Genomic DNA, 18023 nt, shown 5'->3' with positions numbered 1-18023 from the left:
CCGACGGAGCAGCATGCGGCTCCGGGACGGGAAGGGCCGTCACCGAGGGAGCGGGCTCTACGTCGAAGGTGGTCGTGACCACCAGGGCCGGATCCTCGGCGAGGGAGGGTGGGGTGGTCAGGCGGTGCGGCATGGCGGGCTCGTAGGCGGCGGCCGGCTCTGCCGCGGGAACGGGCGGTGCGGGAGGCGTTCCGGCGGCCGGCACGTCCTGGTGGTCCGGTACGGCCTGCATGGCCTGGGCTGCCTCCACATCCACGGCTGCCTGCACGGCTTGGGCAACCTGCACGGCTTGGTCGTCCAGCACGGTCTGCAGTGCATGGGCGGCTTGGGCGGCTTCCACGTCCAAGGCGACCCGGATCGCCTCCGCGTCCCGATTGGGCTCCACGTCCAAGCCGGCCCGGACGGCCGCCGCTGCCCGATTGGGCTCCATGTCCTGGGCGGCCCGAGCGGCCTGCACAGCCTGCCGGGCGGGCACGGCCTGGGTCCCTGTTTGCTCGGGGTGCGAGGGCGTGTCGGGCGCCACCGGACGAGGGTTGTTCTCGTGCGGCGGAACGGCTTCCGTGGCGACCAGGAATGCCGGAGGTTGCGGGGTCGGGTGCGACCAGGGGGCTCCGGCCGAGGGAGTAACGGTGCGCCCTGTGGCGGGCATCGACGGCCCGGATGCCGGGTCAGACGGGACGGGGTGGGACCAGGCGTTCCCGCCAGAAGGCGCCCCGCCCGACTGGGTCACGCCCCGAGGAGCCCCGGCCAGAGAGGTCGGCTCCGGGGCGGATGTTGCTCCGACTCGGGGGAACAGGGCCGATGACTCGCCCGTCTCCGGCGTTCCGCCGTCCCCCGCGCAGCGGGTCGGCTCGCAGGACGGAGGTGTGGCAGGGGTCGGAGGGGCACTGCCCCCGGCGGCCACGGGCGTCCGGTCCGATGCGGACAGCACCGGACCGGGGTGCGGATCCGTCGCCGGGGACGGCCCGGCACCGGAAGCCGAAGCGACGGGGGAAGGTCGGCTGCCGCCCCCTGCGGGCCCGGGTGGCACCTGGGCGGCCACGGACGACGTGGACGTGGGAGAAGGGGCGGACTCCCCCGCCCAGAACGACAGGGCTCCGTAAGAGGAAGTGGATGAACTAGCAGTGGGCGGCTGAATGTCTCCCCCCGAGACCGAGACCGAGACCGAAGCCGAGGCCGCCCCGACGAGGGCGGCCGGCGCCGCGGAGGCCGCCGGTTCCAACGCCCAGGAGGACAGGGCCCCGGGAGACAGCACGACGTCGGGCGCCCCGGCGCGGGACCCGGCGGGCTCCGCGAGCGGGGTGGAGGGCGCCGCCGGCACGGCGGCCGGCAACCCGGCAGCAGGTCCCGCAGGGGCCGGCCGCAGCGCGGGGGCGGTGAGCCGGAGTGCGGGGGCGGTGGTGGACCGGAGCGGGAGGACCGGGGTGTCGCCGCCGGTGGCTGGGGTGAGGAACGGGTCGGGCATCGGGGTCCTTCGCGTGCGGGTCAGTGGGGGCGGCGGGCCGCGGCGGGAATGGCGTCCGCGAGCCGGTCCAGGACGGCCGCCGCCTGCTCGTCGGTCAGGGTCAGCGGGGGCAGCAGGCGGACGACGCCGGCGTGCCGGCCGCCGAGTTCGACGATCAGGCCGCGGTCCAGGCACGCCTGGCGCACGGCGGCGGCGAGGTCGGGTGCGGCGGCGCCCGTTTCGGGGTCGACGAGTTCGATGCCGATCATCAGGCCGCGCCCCCGGACGTCCCCGACGCAGGGGTGGTCGGCGGCGAGGCCGCGCAGCGCGGTCAGCATGCGTGCGCCCAGGACGGCCGCGCGTTCGGCGAGGCCGTTGCGGCGGACGTGGGCCAGGGTCGCGGTTCCGGCGGCCATGGCGAGTTGGTTGCCCCGGAAGGTCCCGGCGTGCGCGCCCGGTGCCCAGACGTCGAGTTCGGCCCGGTACACGATGACGGCGAGCGGCAGGCTGCCGCCGATGGCCTTGGACAGGACCATCACGTCGGGCACGACGCCGGCGTGGTCGACGCCCCAGAAGGCGCCGGTGCGACCGACCCCGGTCTGGACCTCGTCCGCGATCAGCGGGATGCCCCGGGCGGTGGTGATCTCCCGCATGCGGCGCAGCCAGCCGTCGGGGGCCGGGTGGACCCCGCCCTCCCCCTGGACCGGCTCGACGATCATGCCTGCGGGGGCGGGCACCCCGCCCTTGGGGTCGTCCAGCAGGTTCTCGGTCCAGTGCGCGGCGACCCGTGCGCCCTCGGGTCCACCGATGCCGAAGGGGCAGCGGTAGTCCTGCGGGTAGGGCAGTCGGGTCACCCGTACGTCGGTGGCGTGCCCGGAGGCGTCGAGGGCTCCGGCGGTCATGCCGTGGTAGGCCCCGGTGAAGGTGAGCAGGCCGGTGCGGCCGGTGGCGGCGCGGACCAGTTTCAGCGCGGCTTCGACGGCGTCCGTACCGGCGGGTCCGCAGAACTGGATGCGGGCGTCGGCGGCCAGTTCGGGCGGCAGGTTCGCGAAGAGTTCGGTGGTGAACGCGTCCTTGACGGGGGTCGCCAGGTCGAGGACGTGCAGCGGGGCCCCGGAGTCGAGGACTCCTCTGATCGCTTCGAGGACGACGGGGTGGTTGTGCCCGAGGGCGAGGGTGCCCGCGCCGGAGAGGCAGTCGAGGTAGCGCCGCCCGTCGGCGCCCTCGATGGTCAGTCCGCGGGCGCGGACGGGAACGATGGGCAGCGAGCGGGCGTAGGTGCGGGCGGCGGATTCCCGCAGCGCCTGTCTGCGGAGGATGCCCTCCGCCACGGCGGGGCCCCTGCTCCCCCGGGTCGGCACGGAGGCCGCTGCTGCGGCCGGCTCGGTCAAGGCCACGACTGTCGGTCCTCCCGCACGGAATTCCCTTCCGGATTGCGTCTCGAACATGAACGCTGGTGCACCATCCCCCGTACGTACCAACGACGGGGGAGGCCACGGATCACGGGTGGCCCGAAGATCCTTGGCCGCGATCGGACAAGACCGGGCACCGCGAACGGGAGGAGGGGAGGCCCATGACGGCCCGGTACCGCAGGAACCGCGGACCCGGGGACCGCCGTCCTCAGAGGCGGCGGCATAGTGGGGGGCTGCACGGCACCCCGATTCATTCCGCTTCAACACCTCGAAACACCAGGGGGACTGACGACATGCGACCGAACCGACCGGTCACCGCGATCCTGTGCGTGGCCGCGCTCGCGCTGACCGCCGCGGCCTGCGGACCCGGCGACGGGGAGGCCGGCGGCGACGCCAAGCCGACCGTGGCTGTGAACCTGCCTTCCGGCGCCCCGGACGGGATCAAGATCCCGGACGAGCTCAAGGACAAGCTCAAGCAGCACGGCTTCGACCTGGAGAAGTGGAAGGGGGGCGAGTGGAAGAACTGGCAGAAGGACGACTGGCTCCGCGAGGCGGGCGACTACATCAACCCGATCATCGAGGGTCTGTGGGACCCGGACCGGATGCGTGACGCGGAGCAGCCGCAGCGTCCGGCCGTGGATCCGGACGCCGGCAAGGACCAGGGCGTCACCGACCCGACCCCGGCCGCGGTGACGGCGAAGCCCGCCGCGACTCCGTACCACTCCAGCGTCCCCGCGTCGGGCAAGGTCTTCTTCGACGGCCCCGAGGGTTCGATGGTCTGCTCGGCGACCGTGGTGAAGGACCCCGCCCACCCGGGCAAGTCCAACATGGTCTGGACGGCGGGCCACTGCGTGCACGCGGGCAAGGCGGGCGGCTGGTACCGCAACATCGCCTTCGTCCCGTCGTACAACAACGCGGGCAAGCCGTCGGCCGCGCTGAAGGGCGCGCCGCGCGACCAGGTCGCTCCGTACGGCGTGTGGTGGAGCGACTGGGCGCAGACGTCCGACCAGTGGATCGCCACGGGTGGTCCGACGGGCGGTGCCGGTGCCCCGTACGACTTCGCGGTGCTGCACGTGACGCCGGAGAAGGGCAGCGGCAAGTCGCTGGAGGAGACCGTGGGCGCGGCGCTTCCGGTGGACTTCGCGGCTCCCGCGGTCGGGAAGGTCGCGAGCATCACGGCGACGGGTTACCCGGCGGCAGCTCCGTTCGACGGGCAGAAGGCGTACCAGTGCGCGGACAAGCCGGGCCGTCTGACGCTGAAGGCGGCGGAGCCGGTGATGTACCGGATCGGCTGCACGATGACGGGCGGTTCCTCGGGCGGCGGCTGGATCGCCGCGGGCGCGGACGGCAAGCCGGCGCTGGTGTCGAACACCTCGATCGGTCCGGCGAAGGCCGGCTGGCTGGCGGGACCGCGGCTGGGTCCGGAGGCCAAGGGGATCTTCGACGCGGTGAGCGGCAAGTTCAAGTAGGACGGTCCGCCGGGCCGGTCGCCACCGGCCCGGACCGCGGGCGCGGGACACCCGCGCACCGAAGACGGACGTGGATCGCATGCTCACGAACGACGGACGTGGGACACACGCCCACGAACGACGTGCGTGGCACACACGCCGACGGGTGTGGGAGACGAGTCCACGGCCGCCGACATGACGGAGGGCCCCCGCCGAAAGCGGGGGCCCTCCGTCATGCGTGCGGCGCGTGCCGCGTCGCCGTTACTGCTTCGCCGGTACGTACGGTGCCAGGTCCGCCGCCAGTTGCTGGTGGACGCGGGCCTTGAGCAGGGTGCCCTCCGGGGTGTGCTCCTCGGAGATGACCTCGCCCTCGGCGTGCGCCTTGGCGACGAGCGAGCCGCGGGTGTACGGCACCAGGGCCTCCACCTCGACCTCGGGCCGGGGCAGTTCGGCGTCGATGAGCGCGAGGAGTTCCTCGATGCCCATCCCGGTGCGGGCGGAGACGGCGATGGAGTGCCGTTCGATGCGCAGCAGGCGCTGCAGGACGAGCGGGTCCGCCGCGTCCGCCTTGTTGATCACGACGATCTCGGGCACGTTGACGGCGCCGACCTCGCGGATCACCTCGCGGACGGCCGCCAGCTGCTCCTCCGGCGCCGGGTGCGAGCCGTCCACGATGTGCAGGATGAGGTCGGAGTCGCCGACCTCCTCCATCGTGGAGCGGAACGCCTCGACGAGGTGGTGGGGCAGGTGCCGGACGAAGCCGACCGTGTCGGCGAGGGTGTAGACCCGGCCGGACGGGGTTTCGGCGCGGCGCACGGTCGGGTCGAGGGTGGCGAACAGTGCGTTCTCCACCAGGACGCCCGCGCCGGTGAGGCGGTTGAGCAGGGAGGACTTGCCGGCGTTGGTGTAGCCGGCGATGGCGACCGAGGGCACCTTGTTGCGGCGCCGTTCCTGCCGCTGGATGTCACGGCCGGTCTTCATCTCGGCGAGTTCCCGGCGCATCTTCGCCATCTTCTCGCGGATGCGGCGCCGGTCGGTCTCGATCTTGGTTTCACCGGGGCCGCGGGTGGCCATGCCGCCACCGCCGCCGCCACCCATCTGTCGGGACAGCGACTGACCCCAGCCGCGCAGTCGCGGCAGCATGTACTGCATCTGCGCGAGTGCGACCTGCGCCTTGCCCTCGCGGGACTTGGCGTGCTGGGCGAAGATGTCGAGGATGAGGGCAGTCCGGTCGACGACCTTGACCTTGACGACGTCTTCGAGGGCGATCAGCTGTCCGGGGCTGAGTTCGCCGTCACAGACGACGGTGTCGGCCCCGCTCTCCATGACGATGTCGCGCAGCTCGCGGGCCTTGCCGGAGCCGATGAAGGTGGCCGGGTCGGGCTTGTCGCGGCGCTGCATCACGCCGTCGAGGACGAGGGCGCCCGCGGTCTCGGCGAGGGCGGCGAGCTCCGCGAGGGAGTTCTCCGCGTCCTGCACCGTCCCGGAGGTCCAGACGCCGACGAGGACCACGCGCTCCAGGCGGAGCTGGCGGTACTCGACTTCGGTGACGTCCTCGAGTTCGGTGGAGAGGCCGGCGACGCGGCGCAGGGCCGCGCGCTCGGAGCGGTCGAACTGGTCGCCGTCCCGCTCTCCGTCGATCTCGTGGCTCCAGGCGACGTCCTCTTCCATCAGGGCATCGGCCCGAAGGCTCTCGGTGAAGCTCTGCGGGTCCCGCACGTTCTGCGCGTCCCGCGGGTCCTGGGAAGGGGAAGAAGAGGAGGTCATTGGATCCTTACGTCGATTCGAATGCGTCGCGCCGGCTGCGGTGGGAGCCGTTGCCGGGGCCTGTCCGGCGGGGCCCGGCCGGTTATGGCCAAAGGTACCGCCGCGCGTGACATCACACTGTCACGTGCAACGCGTCACCCCGTCCGGTGATTCCCCGGGAAGGCGTTCCCCGGTTCCCCTGACGGCCTCGTCGATGGTGACATGCCCGTTCCTCGCCCGTCATACCGTTTTCCCACCGCCCGGTATCGCGCCCCTACCGGCTGCCGGCCCCCGATGCGGCGTCCTTGCTCCCCGACGCCGCCGGACCGCTCCACTCCGGGTGTCCGGGCATGGGCGGGGTCTTCGCCCCGTAGAGCCACGGCTCCAGGAAGGGGCCGAGGTCCCGTCCGGCTTCCTGCGAGGCCAGGCGTACGAAGTCGGCCGTGCCGGCCACCCCGTCCTTGTGCTCGGAGACCCAGCGCCGCTGGATGCGGTCGAAGGCGGCCGTGCCGATCTCCTGGCGCAGGGCGTAGAGGATCAGCGCCGAGCCGTCGTAGACCACGGGCCGGAACAGCCCGATCTTCTCGCCCGGGCCGGAGGCCTTCGGGGCCGCCGGCGGGCCGCCCGCGGCCCGCCACTGGTCGGAGCGCTGGTACGCCTCGCGCATGCGGCGCTCCAGTGAGTACTTGCCGAGGCCGTCCGCGTACAGGGCCTCGTACCAGGTCGCGTGGCCCTCGTTGAGCCACAGGTCGGACCAGGTGCGCGGGCTGACGCTGTCGCCGAACCACTGGTGCGCCAGCTCGTGGACCATGACGGCCTCGACGTACCACTCGGGGTAGCCGGCCCCCGTGAAGAGCCCGTGCTCGAAGAGCGAGAGGGTCTGCGTCTCCAGCTCGAACCCGGTGGTGGCCTTGGCGATCAGCACCCCGTAGTTCTCGAAGGGGTAGCGGCCCACCCGCTCCTCCATCCAGGCCACGTGCCCCGGGGTCTTCTTCAGCCAGGGCTCCAGCTTCTCCCGGTCGGCGGCGGGCACCACGTCGCGCAGCGGCAGCCCGTGCGGGCCGGTGCGGTGGACGACGGCGGACCGGCCCACGGAGACCTGTGCCAGTTCGGTGGCCATCGGGTGCAGGGTCCGGTACGTCCACTCCTTGGCGCCGCCGGCCCGGGCCGCGGGCAGGGCGCCCGGCACCCCGTTGGCCACGGCGGTGAGCCCGGCGGGGGCGGTGATCCGGAAGGTGAACCAGGCCTTGTCGGCGGGGTGGTCGTTGCAGGGGAAGACGCGGTGCGCGGCATCGGCCTGGTTGGCCATGGCCAGCCCGTCCTCGGTCGGGACCCAACCGCCGTCCCCGCGTCCGCGCGGGTCACTGGTGTGCCGGACGGTGATGCGCAGCGGCACGCTCGCCGCCACCGCCCGCGCGGGCGTCAGTACGAGGTCCTCCCCGACGCTCTCGAACCGCGCCGGCTCGCCGTTCACCTCGGCCGACGCCACCGTGCCGTGGGTGAAGTCGAGGTTGATCCGCTCCAGCGGCTCCAGGCTGCGGGCTTCGATGACGGTGACCGCGTCCAGGGGGCTGCGATTGTCCTTGTACGTGAAGGACAGGTCGTAGGAGAGGACGTCGTACCCGGGGTTGCCGAGCTCCGGGAACAGCCGGTCGCCGATGCCCAGCGGCTGTGGCGGGGGCAGCACGGCGGCGACGAGGGTGAGGGAGGCTGCGGCCAGCAGGGCGGCGCGCAGGCGCGGGGAGGTGAGCTGCATCCACCACCGCTTACCAGCGGCGGCGCCCGATCCGCGCGCGACGCGCGATGCGACCACCCGAACGAGGCGCTCCCCCCAGGGACCGGCCTATGCGCGCCCCCGCGCGCGCTCCCCCTCCCCCGAAACCTCCGCTACGCGCGGCGGACGTCGTAGACGCCCGGGACATCGCGCATGGCGCGCATCAGGGCGGCCAGTCCCGTCGCGTCGGGCAGTTGCAGCGTGTAGGAGTGCCGGACCCGTTGCTCGACGGGCGGTTCCACGGTCGCGGAGACCACCTCGACCCCTTCGCGGGCGATGGCCTCGGTCAGGTCGGCCAGCAGGTGCGGACGGCCGAACGATTCGGCGAGGAGCGTGACCCGACAGTCCGCGGTGGCCCGCCAGTGCACGGCGACGGCCGTCCGACCCACGGACCGCATCTGGGCGACGGCCGGGCAGTGCACGCGGTGCACGGTGACGGCCCCGCCCCGTACGAGGAACCCGGCGACGGCGTCCGGCGGTACGGGTGTGCAGCAGCCCGCGAGGCGCACGGTGGCGTCCGGCAGGTCGGCGACGGCGTTGCCCCCGCCACCGCGCGCCCCGACGACGGACAGCGGGGCGCGGGGGGCCGCCGCGGCGGGGCCGGCCCCGTCCGGGTGGGACTGGAGCCAACTGCTGATGGCGATCCGGGCGGCGGGGGTCCTGGCGTGGTCCAGCCAGTCGGCGGCCGGACCGGAGGAGGCGTCCTGGGCGAGCAGCAGCTGGACGGTGTCCCCGTCGGACAGCGGGGAGGAGAGTGAGGTGAGGCGCCCGTTGACCCGGGCGCCGATACAGCGGTGGGCCGCCTCGCCGTGCTGGGCGTAGGCGGCGTCGATACAGGAGGCCCCGGCGGGCAGGCTCATCGTGCCGGAGGTGCTGCCGTCCTCGCGGTAGACGGTGATCTCGCGGTCCTGGGCGAGTTCGGCGCGCAGGACGGTCCAGAAGGTGTCGGGGTCGGGCGCGGACTGCTGCCAGTCGAGGAGCCGGGACAGCCAGCCGGGCCGGGTGGGGTCGACCCGCTCCTCGTCGCAGTCGGCGGGCTCGCCGGTGGCGTACGGGTTGCCGAGCGCGACGACCCCGGCCTCGGCGACGCGGTGCATCTGCCGGGTGCGGACGATGACTTCGGCGACGTAGCCCTCGGGGACGGCGACGGCGGTGTGCAGCGACTGGTAGAGGTTGAACTTCGGTACGGCGATGAAGTCCTTGAACTCCGAGACCACGGGGGTGAAGCAGGTGTGGAGCTCGCCCAGCACGGCGTAGCAGTCGGCGTTCTCGCCGACGAGGACGAGGATGCGGCCGAAGTCGGAGCCGCGCAGTTCGCCGCGGCTGCGCGAGATCCGGTGGACGGAGACGAAGTGCCGTGGCCGTACGACCACTTCGGCGGTGACACCGGCCTCGCGCAGGACGGCGCGCACCGAGTCGGCGATGGCGGGCAGCGGATCGGCCTCCCCCGCGTGGGCGGCGATGAGCGCCCGCGTGTGCTCGTACTCCTCGGGGTGCAGGATCGCGAAGACCAGGTCTTCCAGTTCGGTCTTCAGGGCCTGCACGCCGAGCCGTTCGGCGAGCGGGATGAGGACGTCGCGCGTCACCTTGGCGATGCGTTCCTGCTTCTCGGGGCGCATCACGCCGAGGGTGCGCATGTTGTGCAGCCGGTCGGCGAGTTTGATGGACATGACGCGGACGTCGTTGCCGGTGGCGACGAGCATCTTGCGGAAGGTCTCGGGTTCGGCGGCGGCACCGTAGTCGATCTTCTCGACCTTGGTGACGCCGTCGACGATGAAGCAGACCTCGGCGCCGAACTCCTCGCGGACCTGATCGAGGGTCACGTCCGTGTCCTCGACGGTGTCGTGGAGGAGGGAGGCGGTCAGCGTCGTCGTCTCGGCGCCGAGTTCGGCCAGGATGAGGGTGACGGCGAGCGGATGTGTGATGTACGGCTCACCGCTCTTGCGCATCTGACCGCGGTGGGAGGTCTCCGCGAGCAGGTAGGCCCGCCGAAGAATGGACAGATCGGCGTCCGGATGGTGGGCACGGTGGGCTTCTGCTACGTGTCCGATCGCGTCCGGGAGCCGGTCGCGGGACGTGGGCCCCAGCAGGGCCGCCCGGCCGAGCCGCCGCAGATCGAGCCGAGTCCGGCCCCGTCTGCGCAGCTCAGGACGCACTTCGGCATGTGCTTCGGGGTTCGTGGCCTCTGCACTCATGGGCACCTCCGGCGGCTTCGACCGGCGGTGGCGGGCATGGGGTGAGCCCTCAGGGCCGGTGCCTGATGTTACCGACCCCACCACGTGGCGCAGTCCACCTCTCGCTCAGCGTGAAACGGATCACCCATGAGAGGGAATCTTCAGGCGAAAGCCGTTTCGGTGAGCCAGGTGGGTTCGAACTCTCCGGAGGCGACGATGACGGCCGGTCCGGTCATGTCGATCCGCCCGTCGGGGTGCTCGGTGATGACCAGGGTTCCGCCGGGCAGGTCGACCGTGTAGGAGGCCGGGTCGCCGGTGACGGCGGGGTCGGCGCCGTCGCGCCGGATCGCGGCGACGGCGACGGCGCAGGCACCGGTGCCGCACGAGCGGGTCTCCCCGGAGCCGCGCTCGTGGACGCGCATCGCGACGTGGCGGGGGCCCCGGTCGACGACGAACTCGACGTTGACCCCGGTGGGGTAGGCGCTCGCCGGGCTGAAGGGCGGGGCTTCGAAGAGGTTCCCGGCGTCGTCGAGGCTGTCGACGAAGGCCACGGCGTGCGGGTTGCCCATGTTCACGTTCCGCGCGGGCCAGGAGCGGTCGCCCACGGAGACGGTGACGTCGCCCTCGGGGAGCTCGGCGCGGCCCATGGAGACGGTGACGTCGCCGGTCTTGTCGAGGTGGACCCGCTTGACGCCGCCGCGGGTCGCGACGGCGAAGTCGCCGGGCTCGATGTGGCCGGCGTGGTGGAGGTAGCGGGCGAAGACGCGCACGCCGTTGCCGCACATCTCGGCGACGGAGCCGTCGCTGTTGCGGTAGTCCATGAACCACTCGGCCTCTTCGGCCAAGTGGGCGGCGTCGGGGTGGGCGGCGGACCGCACCACGTGGAGCACGCCGTCCGCCCCGATGCCGGCCCGCCGGTCGCACAGGGCGGCGACGGCGGATGCGGGCAGGTCGATGGCGTTGTCCGGGTCCGGAACGATCACGAAGTCGTTCTCGGTGCCGTGACCCTTGAGGAAGGAGAGGGCGGTGTGCGTCACCAGGTCATGGTACCGAGGCGCTGTCCGCGATGACGGACGGGATCAGCGCGCCGTCAGCCGTGGGGCGGCGGGTTTCAGCGGAGCCGGGCCACCCGGTACACCGCGAGCGCCACGACGGCCAGCGCGAGCAGTCCGTACAGCGCGGCCATCCGCCAGTCGGGGCGACGGCCGCTGCCGCGGGGCGGGAGCCCGGGCCAGGAGTATCCGACGCGGCGGGCGGCCATCATGCCCCAGCCTCCGGCGCAGCAGCAGATGAGGAAGCCGAGCATGGCGACCACGGCTCCGCCGTCGCCGAACTCGAAGGCGAGGGGGAACGCGAACATCAGGGACCCGGAGGCGGCCAGGATCACGATGGGGGCGATCTGCCAGAGGCGCAGGCGGCGCTGCGGGCGCAGCTCGACCTCGAACTCGGGGCCGGAGACGTCCTCCGCGCCGACCTCGGGGGTGTCGGGGCCGTCGGGGGTCAGCCGTGCGGGCTCGGCGGGCAGACCGAGCCCGTCGGGTGCGTCCGGTCCGCCCGGTGCGTCGGGGTCGGTGGCCCCACCGGTCCGACCGGGCCCGCCGTGCAGCATCGGGTCCGCTTCCCGCCCGGTGTCACGAGGGCCGGCATCCATGGCCACGCGCCCTCCCCACTCGGACGTCGTACGTCGCTGTTCAGAAGTTTGATGATGGCACGGTCCCGGGCCCCCGACGGGCGTGCGGGGCGTCCCGATGCCATCACGTGATCAGGCTGTGACCGCTCGTTCGACCAACGACTGCGCGAGTCCGGGGAGTTCCCCGCGGTCCGCGACGGCCCCGCTGAGCCAGTGCACGCGGGGGTCACGGCGGAACCACGAGTCCTGGCGGCGCGCGAAGCGCTTGGTGGCCCGTACGGTCTCGGCGCGGGCCTCGTCCTCGGTGCACTCCCCGGCGAGGGCTGCGAGCACCTGTTGGTAGCCCAGCGCGCGGGAGGCGGTGATGCCGTCGCGCAGGCCTCGGGCCTCCAGGGTGCGGACCTCGTCCACCAGGCCCGCCTCCCACATGCGGTCGACCCGCAGCGCGATCCGCTCGTCGAGTTCCGGGCGGGCCACGTCCACGCCGATCTGGACGGTGTCGTAGACGGAGTCGTGGCCGGGCAGGTTCGCGGTGAAGGGCTTGCCGGTGATCTCGATGACCTCCAGGGCCCGGACGATCCGGCGGCCGTTGCTGGGCAGGATGGCGTGGGCGGCGGCCGGGTCGAGGGCGGCGAGGCGGGCGTGCAGGGCTCCGGGGCCGCGCAGGGTGGCCTCCTCCTCCAGCCGGGCCCGGACCTCGGGGTCGGTGCCCGGGAACTCCATGGCGTCGAGGGCGCCGCGCACGTACAGCCCGGAGCCGCCGACGAGGACCGGCGTGCGGCCCTCGGCGAGCAGCTTGTCGATCTCGGCGCGGGCCAGGCGCTGGTACTCGGCGACGCTGGCGGTCTCGGTGACGTCCCAGATGTCGAGGAGGTGGTGGTGGATGCCGCCGCGTTCCCCCGTCGTCAGTTTGGCGGTGCCGATGTCCATCCCCCGGTAGAGCTGCATGGAGTCGGCGTTGACGACTTCGCCGTCGAAATGGCGGGCCAGGTGGACGCCCAGATCGGACTTTCCGGCCGCGGTGGGACCGACGACGGCGATGACCCGCGGGGCGGGGGCTGCTTTCCTCACCGACCCAGTCTCGCAGCCCCCGGTCAAGACGCCGCCATGTACCCGATCGAGTTACGTGACGGGGTCGCGACGGGGTCGTTGCCCCTTGGAGGTTCCGGCCCGACGCACGCCTTCCGTGCGCCGGGTGGAGGCCGCTGCGGCCGGGGCGGAACTTCACTCCCACGAGTAACGTTAGAGGAGCAGACATGGGCGTTTTCAGCCGGTTTTTTGGCCGTAAGGACGAGGTAGCGACCGAGACGGTCGTGGCCGAGGCCGACCCGGCGGGAACGCCGGCGGCTGAGACCGGACCGGCCGCACCGGCCGAGGAGGCCGAGACGGCTGCCGGGGGTCCGACGGCGGAAGCCGTGGAGATCCCGAAGCAGCAGTCGGCGGAGGCCGCCGCGGACAGCGAGGCCGGCGAGGGCGCCCGTACGTAAACCATTCACCACTGGAAGGTGACCCATGGGCCTGCTCGACAACCTCAAGGCCAAGCTCGCTCCGGCCAAGGACAAGGTCGGCGACCTCGCGCAGCAGCACGAGGGCAGGATCGGCGAGGGTCTGGACAAGGTGGCCAAGGCCGTCGACTCCAAGACCAAGGGCAAGTACAGCGGCCAGATCACGAGCGGTACGGGCAAGGCGAAGGACGCCCTGGGCAAGATCGCGCACAAGGACGACACCCCCGGCGGGCCGACGCCGCCGGCGGCTTCCTGACGCGGTACGCGAAGGGGCGCGGGACCGATCCGGTTCCGCGCCCCTTCGGCGCGTCCGGGGGCGGGCGGAGGCGGTCGGCGGCGCCGGAACCGGGACCCGACCGGCCGGGGACCCGGGTGGACCAGGACCCGGGTGGATCAGGACCCGGGTGGATCAGGACCCGGGTGGACTAGGACCAGGCGGCGACGAAGTAGCCGACCCCGTACGGGGCGTCCTCGTACAGCAGGCGGCCGTCCAGGTGGGCGGCCTCGGCGGCGCCCGCGAGGACCTGCCAGGGGGCGCGCCCGGCGGCTTGGAGCTCGTGCGCGAGTTCCGCGTCGAGGGCCGCGAGGGCGGAGGTGTCGGCCCGGCCGAGGGCCTGCGCGGCGGCCGCGTCGAAGGCGGCGGCGCGGTCGTCGAGGTATCCGGGGGCCTTCAGCGTCCGGCAGGCGCTGCCGTCGCCCATGACGAGCAGCGCGACGCGTTCGTCCCGAGCGGCGAGGGCCCGTCCGGCGTCCAGGCAGAGCTCCGGTTCCAGCCGTCCGGCGACGCCGAGGCCCTCGACCGGGGCGGAGCCCCAGCGGGCCCGCTCCAGCAGCCAGGCGCCGACGGCCAGCGAGGGGGGCAGCAGGCGCGGCCCCTCGTCGCCCCCGCCGAGCTGGACGTCCGCCGGGACGCCGAACCCGCGGAAGGTGCCGCGGGAGCCCTGCGGGTAGGGCCCGAGGTGGTCCTGGTCGGCGGCCCCGACGACGATCAGCAGGTCGGGCCGGGAGGCGGCGAGCACGGCCAGCGCGTCGGAGCAGGCGGTACGGGCGGCGTCCAGTTCGGCGGCGGCCCCCGCGGCGACCTCCGGCACGAGGAGCGGCGGGGCGGGGCAGACGGCGGCGGCTACGAGCATGATCCGCAGCCTAGCCGCCCGCGACGTCGGACGGTCAGTCGATCGCGCAGCCCGAGGTGGCGACGGGCAACGGCGCCGGGACGCCCAGGGTGGGGATCCCGAGCATCACGCCGGCCGGCTGGGCCGGGGCGGCGTTGCGCTTCTCCCAGGCGTCGCCGGCGCGGGTGCGGCGCACGGTGCGGGTCGGGCCCTCGGCCAGGAGGTGGTGCGGGGCCGCGTAGGTGATGTCGACGGTGACCACGTCGCCGGGGCGGACCTCCTCCTCCGGCTTCGTGAAGTGGACGAGGCGGTTGTCGGGGGCGCGCCCGGACAGGCGGTGCGTGGCGCCGTCCTTGCGGCCCTCGCCCTCGGCGACCATGACCTCCAGGGTGCGGCCGACCTGCTTCTTGTTCTCCTCCCAGGAGATCTCCTCCTGGAGGGCGACCAGGCGCATGTAGCGGTCCTGGACGACCTCCTTGGGGATCTGCCCGTCCATGTCGGCCGCAGGGGTGCCGGGGCGCTTGGAGTACTGGAAGGTGAAGGCGTTCGCGAAGCGGGCCTCGCGGACGGTGTGCATCGTCTGCTGGAAGTCCTCCTCCGTCTCACCGGGGAAGCCCACGATGATGTCGGTGGAGATCGCGGCGTGCGGGATGGAGGCGCGGACCTTCTCGATGATCCCGAGGAAACGCTCCTGCCGGTACGACCGGCGCATCGCCTTGAGGATCGGGTCGGAGCCGGACTGCAGGGGCATGTGCAGCTGCGGCATCACGTTCGGGGTCTCGGCCATGGCCGCGATCACGTCGTCGGTGAAGTCGCGCGGGTGCGGGGAGGTGAAGCGGACCCGCTCCAGGCCCTCGATCCGCCCGCACGCCCGCAGCAGCTTGCTGAAGGCCTCGCGGTCGCCCAGGTCGGAGCCGTAGGCGTTGACGTTCTGGCCGAGGAGGGTGATCTCGGAGACGCCCTCGGCGACCAGGGCCTCGACCTCGGCGAGGATGTCGCCGGGACGACGGTCCTCCTCCTTGCCGCGGAGCGCCGGGACGATGCAGAAGGTGCAGGTGTTGTTGCAGCCGACGGAGATCGAGACCCAGGCGGCGTACGCGGACTCGCGGCGGGTCGGGAGCGTGGAGGGGAAGGCCTCCAGCGACTCGGCGATCTCGATCTGCGCCTCCTCCTGGATGCGGGCGCGTTCCAGGAGGACGGGCAGCTTGCCGATGTTGTGGGTGCCGAACACGACGTCGACCCATGGGGCCCTCTTGACGATCGTGTCGCGGTCCTTCTGCGCGAGGCAGCCGCCGACGGCGATCTGCATGCCGGGGCGCTTCGTCTTCATCGGGGCGAGCCGGCCGAGGTTGCCGTACAGCTTGTTGTCGGCGTTCTCACGGACGGCGCAGGTGTTGAAGACGACCACGTCGGCGTCGCCGTCGCAGCCCTCGGGGGCGCGCGTGTAACCGGCGCCCTCCAGCAGACCGGACAGCCGCTCGGAGTCGTGCACGTTCATCTGGCACCCGTAGGTGCGCACCTCGTACGTTTTCAAAACTGCAGCCTCGCCCTCGACACTCACCCCACAAGGGTAAGGGTTGGTCCCGGGCCGCCGACGCGGCAGCGGTCGCCGGCAGGGCCCGCCGGGGCCTCCGGGGCCGGTGCGGGCCCGGTGGGAGGCGGCCCGCCGTGACAGGACGGCGGACGGGTGGCAGGATCGCCGGCATGCCCCTCCTCCCGACCACCGCCGGCCGGCGCCGCACCCTCCGGGGCCTGGTGGCGGTACTGGCCGTGCTCGGGGCGTTGCTGTGGTGGCTGCGGCCCTTCGGCGAACCGGAGCTGGAGGGGGACCTCACCTTCAGCTCGGGCGTCCGTACCGGCGTCTACCACCGCTACGGGCAGCTGCTGGAGGAGGCCCTCGCGCAGGACATGCCCGGGATGCGGGTCAGGTTGGAGACGAGCGAGGGCTCGCAGCAGAACCTCCAGCGGGTGGCGGCGGGCGAGGCCGACTTCACGGTGGCGACGGCCGACGCGGTCTCCAAGTACCGCCTCGACGGCAAATCGGGCGCGGAGCGGCTGCGCGGCTGCGCGCGGCTCTACGACGACTACGTACAGCTGGTCGTGCCCGCCGCGTCGCCGGTGCAGTCGGCCCGTGACCTGCGCGGCAAGCGGGTCGCGATCGGCCAGGACGGCTCGGGGGTGCGGCTGATCTCGGAGCGCCTGCTGACGGCCGCCAAGCTGAATCCGACGCGGGACATCACCCCGGTCGCCATAGGGATCGACACCATGCCGGCCGAGCTGGAGGCGGGCCGGATCGACGCCTTCTTCTGGTCGGGCGGACTTCCGACCAGCGCGGTGCGGGAGCTGTCGGAGCGGTTCGAGATCCGGCTCGTGCAGCTGGGCGACCTCGTGGAACAGCTCCAGGCGGGCGGGAGTCCGGCGCGCTACTACCGGGCCGCGGTGATGCCGCAGGACGCGTACGCGCGGGCCCGCAACACCTCCGCGGTGGCGACGGTGGCCGTTCCGAACCTGCTGGTGACCAGGGAGGACACCAGTCCGGAGCTGACCGAGCAGTTCACCCGGACGGTGATCCTCAGCCGGGACCGGATCGGGCGCGCGGTGCACGCGGCCCAGCTGGTCGACCTGCGCACGGCGATCTACACGGACCCGCTGGAACTGCACGAAGGGGCCCGCCGCTACTACCGGTCGGTCAAGCCGTAGCCCCTTCGCCGGCCCCGTCGGGCGTCAGGTCGTGGGCGCCTCAGGCGGTGGGCACGTCAGGCGGTGGGCACGTCAGGTGGTGGGCAGCAGCATCATCGCCGCGGCGGCCGCGCCGATCAGGCCCGCGTCGGTGCCCAGGGTGGCCGGGACGACCCGGAGGTCCTGGACGAAGCCGAGGGTCGCGTACGAGGCCAGGTGCCGGCGGACCGGTTCGAAGAGGGTGTCGCCCGCGGCGGCGACCCCGCCCCCGATGACGGCTATGTCGGTCTCGACGAGCGTGGCGGTGGCCGCGATGGCAGCGGCGAGGGCGCGGCCGGCCCGGTCGAAGGCGGCCAGGGCGACGGGATCGCCCGCCGCGGCGGAGGCCGCGACACCGGCCGCCGTGGGGTCGGGTCCGGTCCAGCCCTGGGCGAGGGCCCAGCGCGCGACGGCGGTGCCCGAGGCCAGGGATTCGACGCAGCCGTGGCCGCCACAGACGCACCGCTCCCCGTCGAAGGCGACGCTGATGTGGCCGATGTGGCCCGCGTTGCCGGTGGGGCCCGGGTGGAGCTGGTTGTTGAGGACCAGGCCGCCGCCGACGCCGGTCGAGACGACCATGCACAGGGCGTTCGCGTGCCCCCGGGCGGCGCCCAGCCAGTGTTCCGCCGCGGTCATGGCCACGCCGTCGCCCGCCAGGACGGTCGGGACCTCGGCACCGCGGGCGGCGAGCTCGGCGCCGATCCGGGCCTGTACGGGGAAGTCGCGCCAGGCCCCGATGTTGACCGGGCTCACGGTGCCGCGGGTGGTGTCCACGGGGCCCGCGCTGCCGATGCCGCACCGGACGACCTGTGGCCACAGGTCGGCTTCGGACAGGTCGGCGATGACCTCGCCGACGGCCGCCATCACCGCGTCGGCGTCGGCGTCGCGCGGGGTCGGGCGGCGGGTGGCCGCCGTCATGGTGCCGTCGGGGTGGACCAGCGCGCCGGCGATCTTCGTGCCGCCGATGTCGATCGCCGCGGTCGGACCGGTGGCCGCGGCGGCCGTGCGGGGCACGGGGAGGGCTGGGGTGGGAGTGGTCACGGTGGCGCTCCTGGAAGAG

14 protein-coding genes are annotated in these 18023 nt (G+C 73.3%); 4 read left to right on the top strand and 10 right to left on the bottom strand.

What is annotated here, in order from left to right; genetic code table 11:
• Positions 1–1485 precede the first annotated feature (1485 nt).
• Complete coding sequence (locus ACFVS6_RS06520; protein ID WP_389701224.1) at positions 1486–2841, bottom strand: diaminobutyrate--2-oxoglutarate transaminase family protein; 1356 nt, start codon at positions 2839–2841, stop codon at positions 1486–1488.
• Positions 2842–3149: 308 nt separating this feature from the next.
• Here ACFVS6_RS06520 and ACFVS6_RS06515 point away from each other — a divergent pair, with 308 nt between their 5' ends.
• Complete coding sequence (locus tag ACFVS6_RS06515; RefSeq protein WP_389701222.1) at positions 3150–4325, top strand: trypsin-like serine peptidase; 1176 nt, start codon at positions 3150–3152, stop codon at positions 4323–4325.
• A 240-nt stretch (positions 4326–4565) separates the two neighbouring features.
• On the opposite strand, the gene hflX is transcribed toward ACFVS6_RS06515, so the two are convergent.
• The 6 genes from hflX to miaA all read right to left on the bottom strand — a co-directional run bounded on the left by hflX (position 4566) and on the right by miaA (position 12699).
• Positions 4566–6071, bottom strand: a complete 1506-nt coding sequence (gene hflX / locus ACFVS6_RS06510; RefSeq protein ID WP_389701220.1) for a GTPase HflX — start codon at positions 6069–6071, stop codon at positions 4566–4568.
• A 253-nt stretch (positions 6072–6324) separates the two neighbouring features.
• Positions 6325–7806: a M1 family metallopeptidase gene (locus ACFVS6_RS06505; protein ID WP_389701218.1), complete on the bottom strand. Its 1482-nt coding sequence runs from the start codon at positions 7804–7806 to the stop codon at positions 6325–6327.
• Between the two features lie 131 nt (positions 7807–7937).
• On the bottom strand, positions 7938–10019 hold the full coding sequence (locus tag ACFVS6_RS06500) for a RelA/SpoT family protein (RefSeq protein WP_389701217.1): 2082 nt from the start codon (positions 10017–10019) through the stop codon (positions 7938–7940).
• Positions 10020–10159: 140 nt separating this feature from the next.
• Entirely contained in the window at positions 10160–11035 is an 876-nt protein-coding gene (gene dapF / locus ACFVS6_RS06495; protein ID WP_389701215.1) for a diaminopimelate epimerase, read from the bottom strand.
• A gap of 74 nt (positions 11036–11109) precedes the next feature.
• Entirely contained in the window at positions 11110–11649 is a 540-nt protein-coding gene (locus tag ACFVS6_RS06490; protein WP_389701599.1) for a hypothetical protein, read from the bottom strand.
• Between the two features lie 111 nt (positions 11650–11760).
• Complete coding sequence (gene miaA / locus ACFVS6_RS06485) at positions 11761–12699, bottom strand: tRNA (adenosine(37)-N6)-dimethylallyltransferase MiaA (protein WP_389701213.1); 939 nt, start codon at positions 12697–12699, stop codon at positions 11761–11763.
• A 185-nt stretch (positions 12700–12884) separates the two neighbouring features.
• Here miaA and ACFVS6_RS06480 point away from each other — a divergent pair, with 185 nt between their 5' ends.
• Complete coding sequence (locus tag ACFVS6_RS06480; RefSeq protein ID WP_389701211.1) at positions 12885–13115, top strand: gliding motility protein; 231 nt, start codon at positions 12885–12887, stop codon at positions 13113–13115.
• A 25-nt stretch (positions 13116–13140) separates the two neighbouring features.
• Positions 13141–13389, top strand: coding sequence for an antitoxin (locus ACFVS6_RS06475; RefSeq protein ID WP_389701209.1), 249 nt, complete (start codon positions 13141–13143; stop codon positions 13387–13389).
• Positions 13390–13558: 169 nt separating this feature from the next.
• Here ACFVS6_RS06475 and ACFVS6_RS06470 read toward each other — a convergent pair whose 3' ends face one another.
• Complete coding sequence (locus tag ACFVS6_RS06470) at positions 13559–14266, bottom strand: class III extradiol dioxygenase subunit B-like domain-containing protein (RefSeq protein WP_389701207.1); 708 nt, start codon at positions 14264–14266, stop codon at positions 13559–13561.
• Positions 14267–14300: 34 nt separating this feature from the next.
• Positions 14301–15779 (bottom strand): tRNA (N6-isopentenyl adenosine(37)-C2)-methylthiotransferase MiaB, encoded by a 1479-nt coding sequence (gene miaB / locus ACFVS6_RS06465; protein WP_389701205.1) that lies wholly within the window; start codon positions 15777–15779, stop codon positions 14301–14303.
• A gap of 170 nt (positions 15780–15949) precedes the next feature.
• Between miaB and ACFVS6_RS06460 the strand changes: the two genes are divergently transcribed.
• Positions 15950–16945 (top strand): TAXI family TRAP transporter solute-binding subunit, encoded by a 996-nt coding sequence (locus tag ACFVS6_RS06460; RefSeq protein ID WP_389701203.1) that lies wholly within the window; start codon positions 15950–15952, stop codon positions 16943–16945.
• 72 nt (positions 16946–17017) lie between these two features.
• On the opposite strand, the gene ACFVS6_RS06455 is transcribed toward ACFVS6_RS06460, so the two are convergent.
• Positions 17018–18004 (bottom strand): ROK family protein, encoded by a 987-nt coding sequence (locus ACFVS6_RS06455; protein ID WP_389701201.1) that lies wholly within the window; start codon positions 18002–18004, stop codon positions 17018–17020.
• Positions 18005–18023: the final 19 nt, after the last annotated feature.

This window comes from Streptomyces sp. NPDC057939, assembly GCF_042887545.1.
Taxonomy (GTDB): Bacteria; Actinomycetota; Actinomycetes; order Streptomycetales; family Streptomycetaceae; genus Streptomyces.
This window is presented reverse-complemented; position numbering and strand designations above follow the sequence as displayed.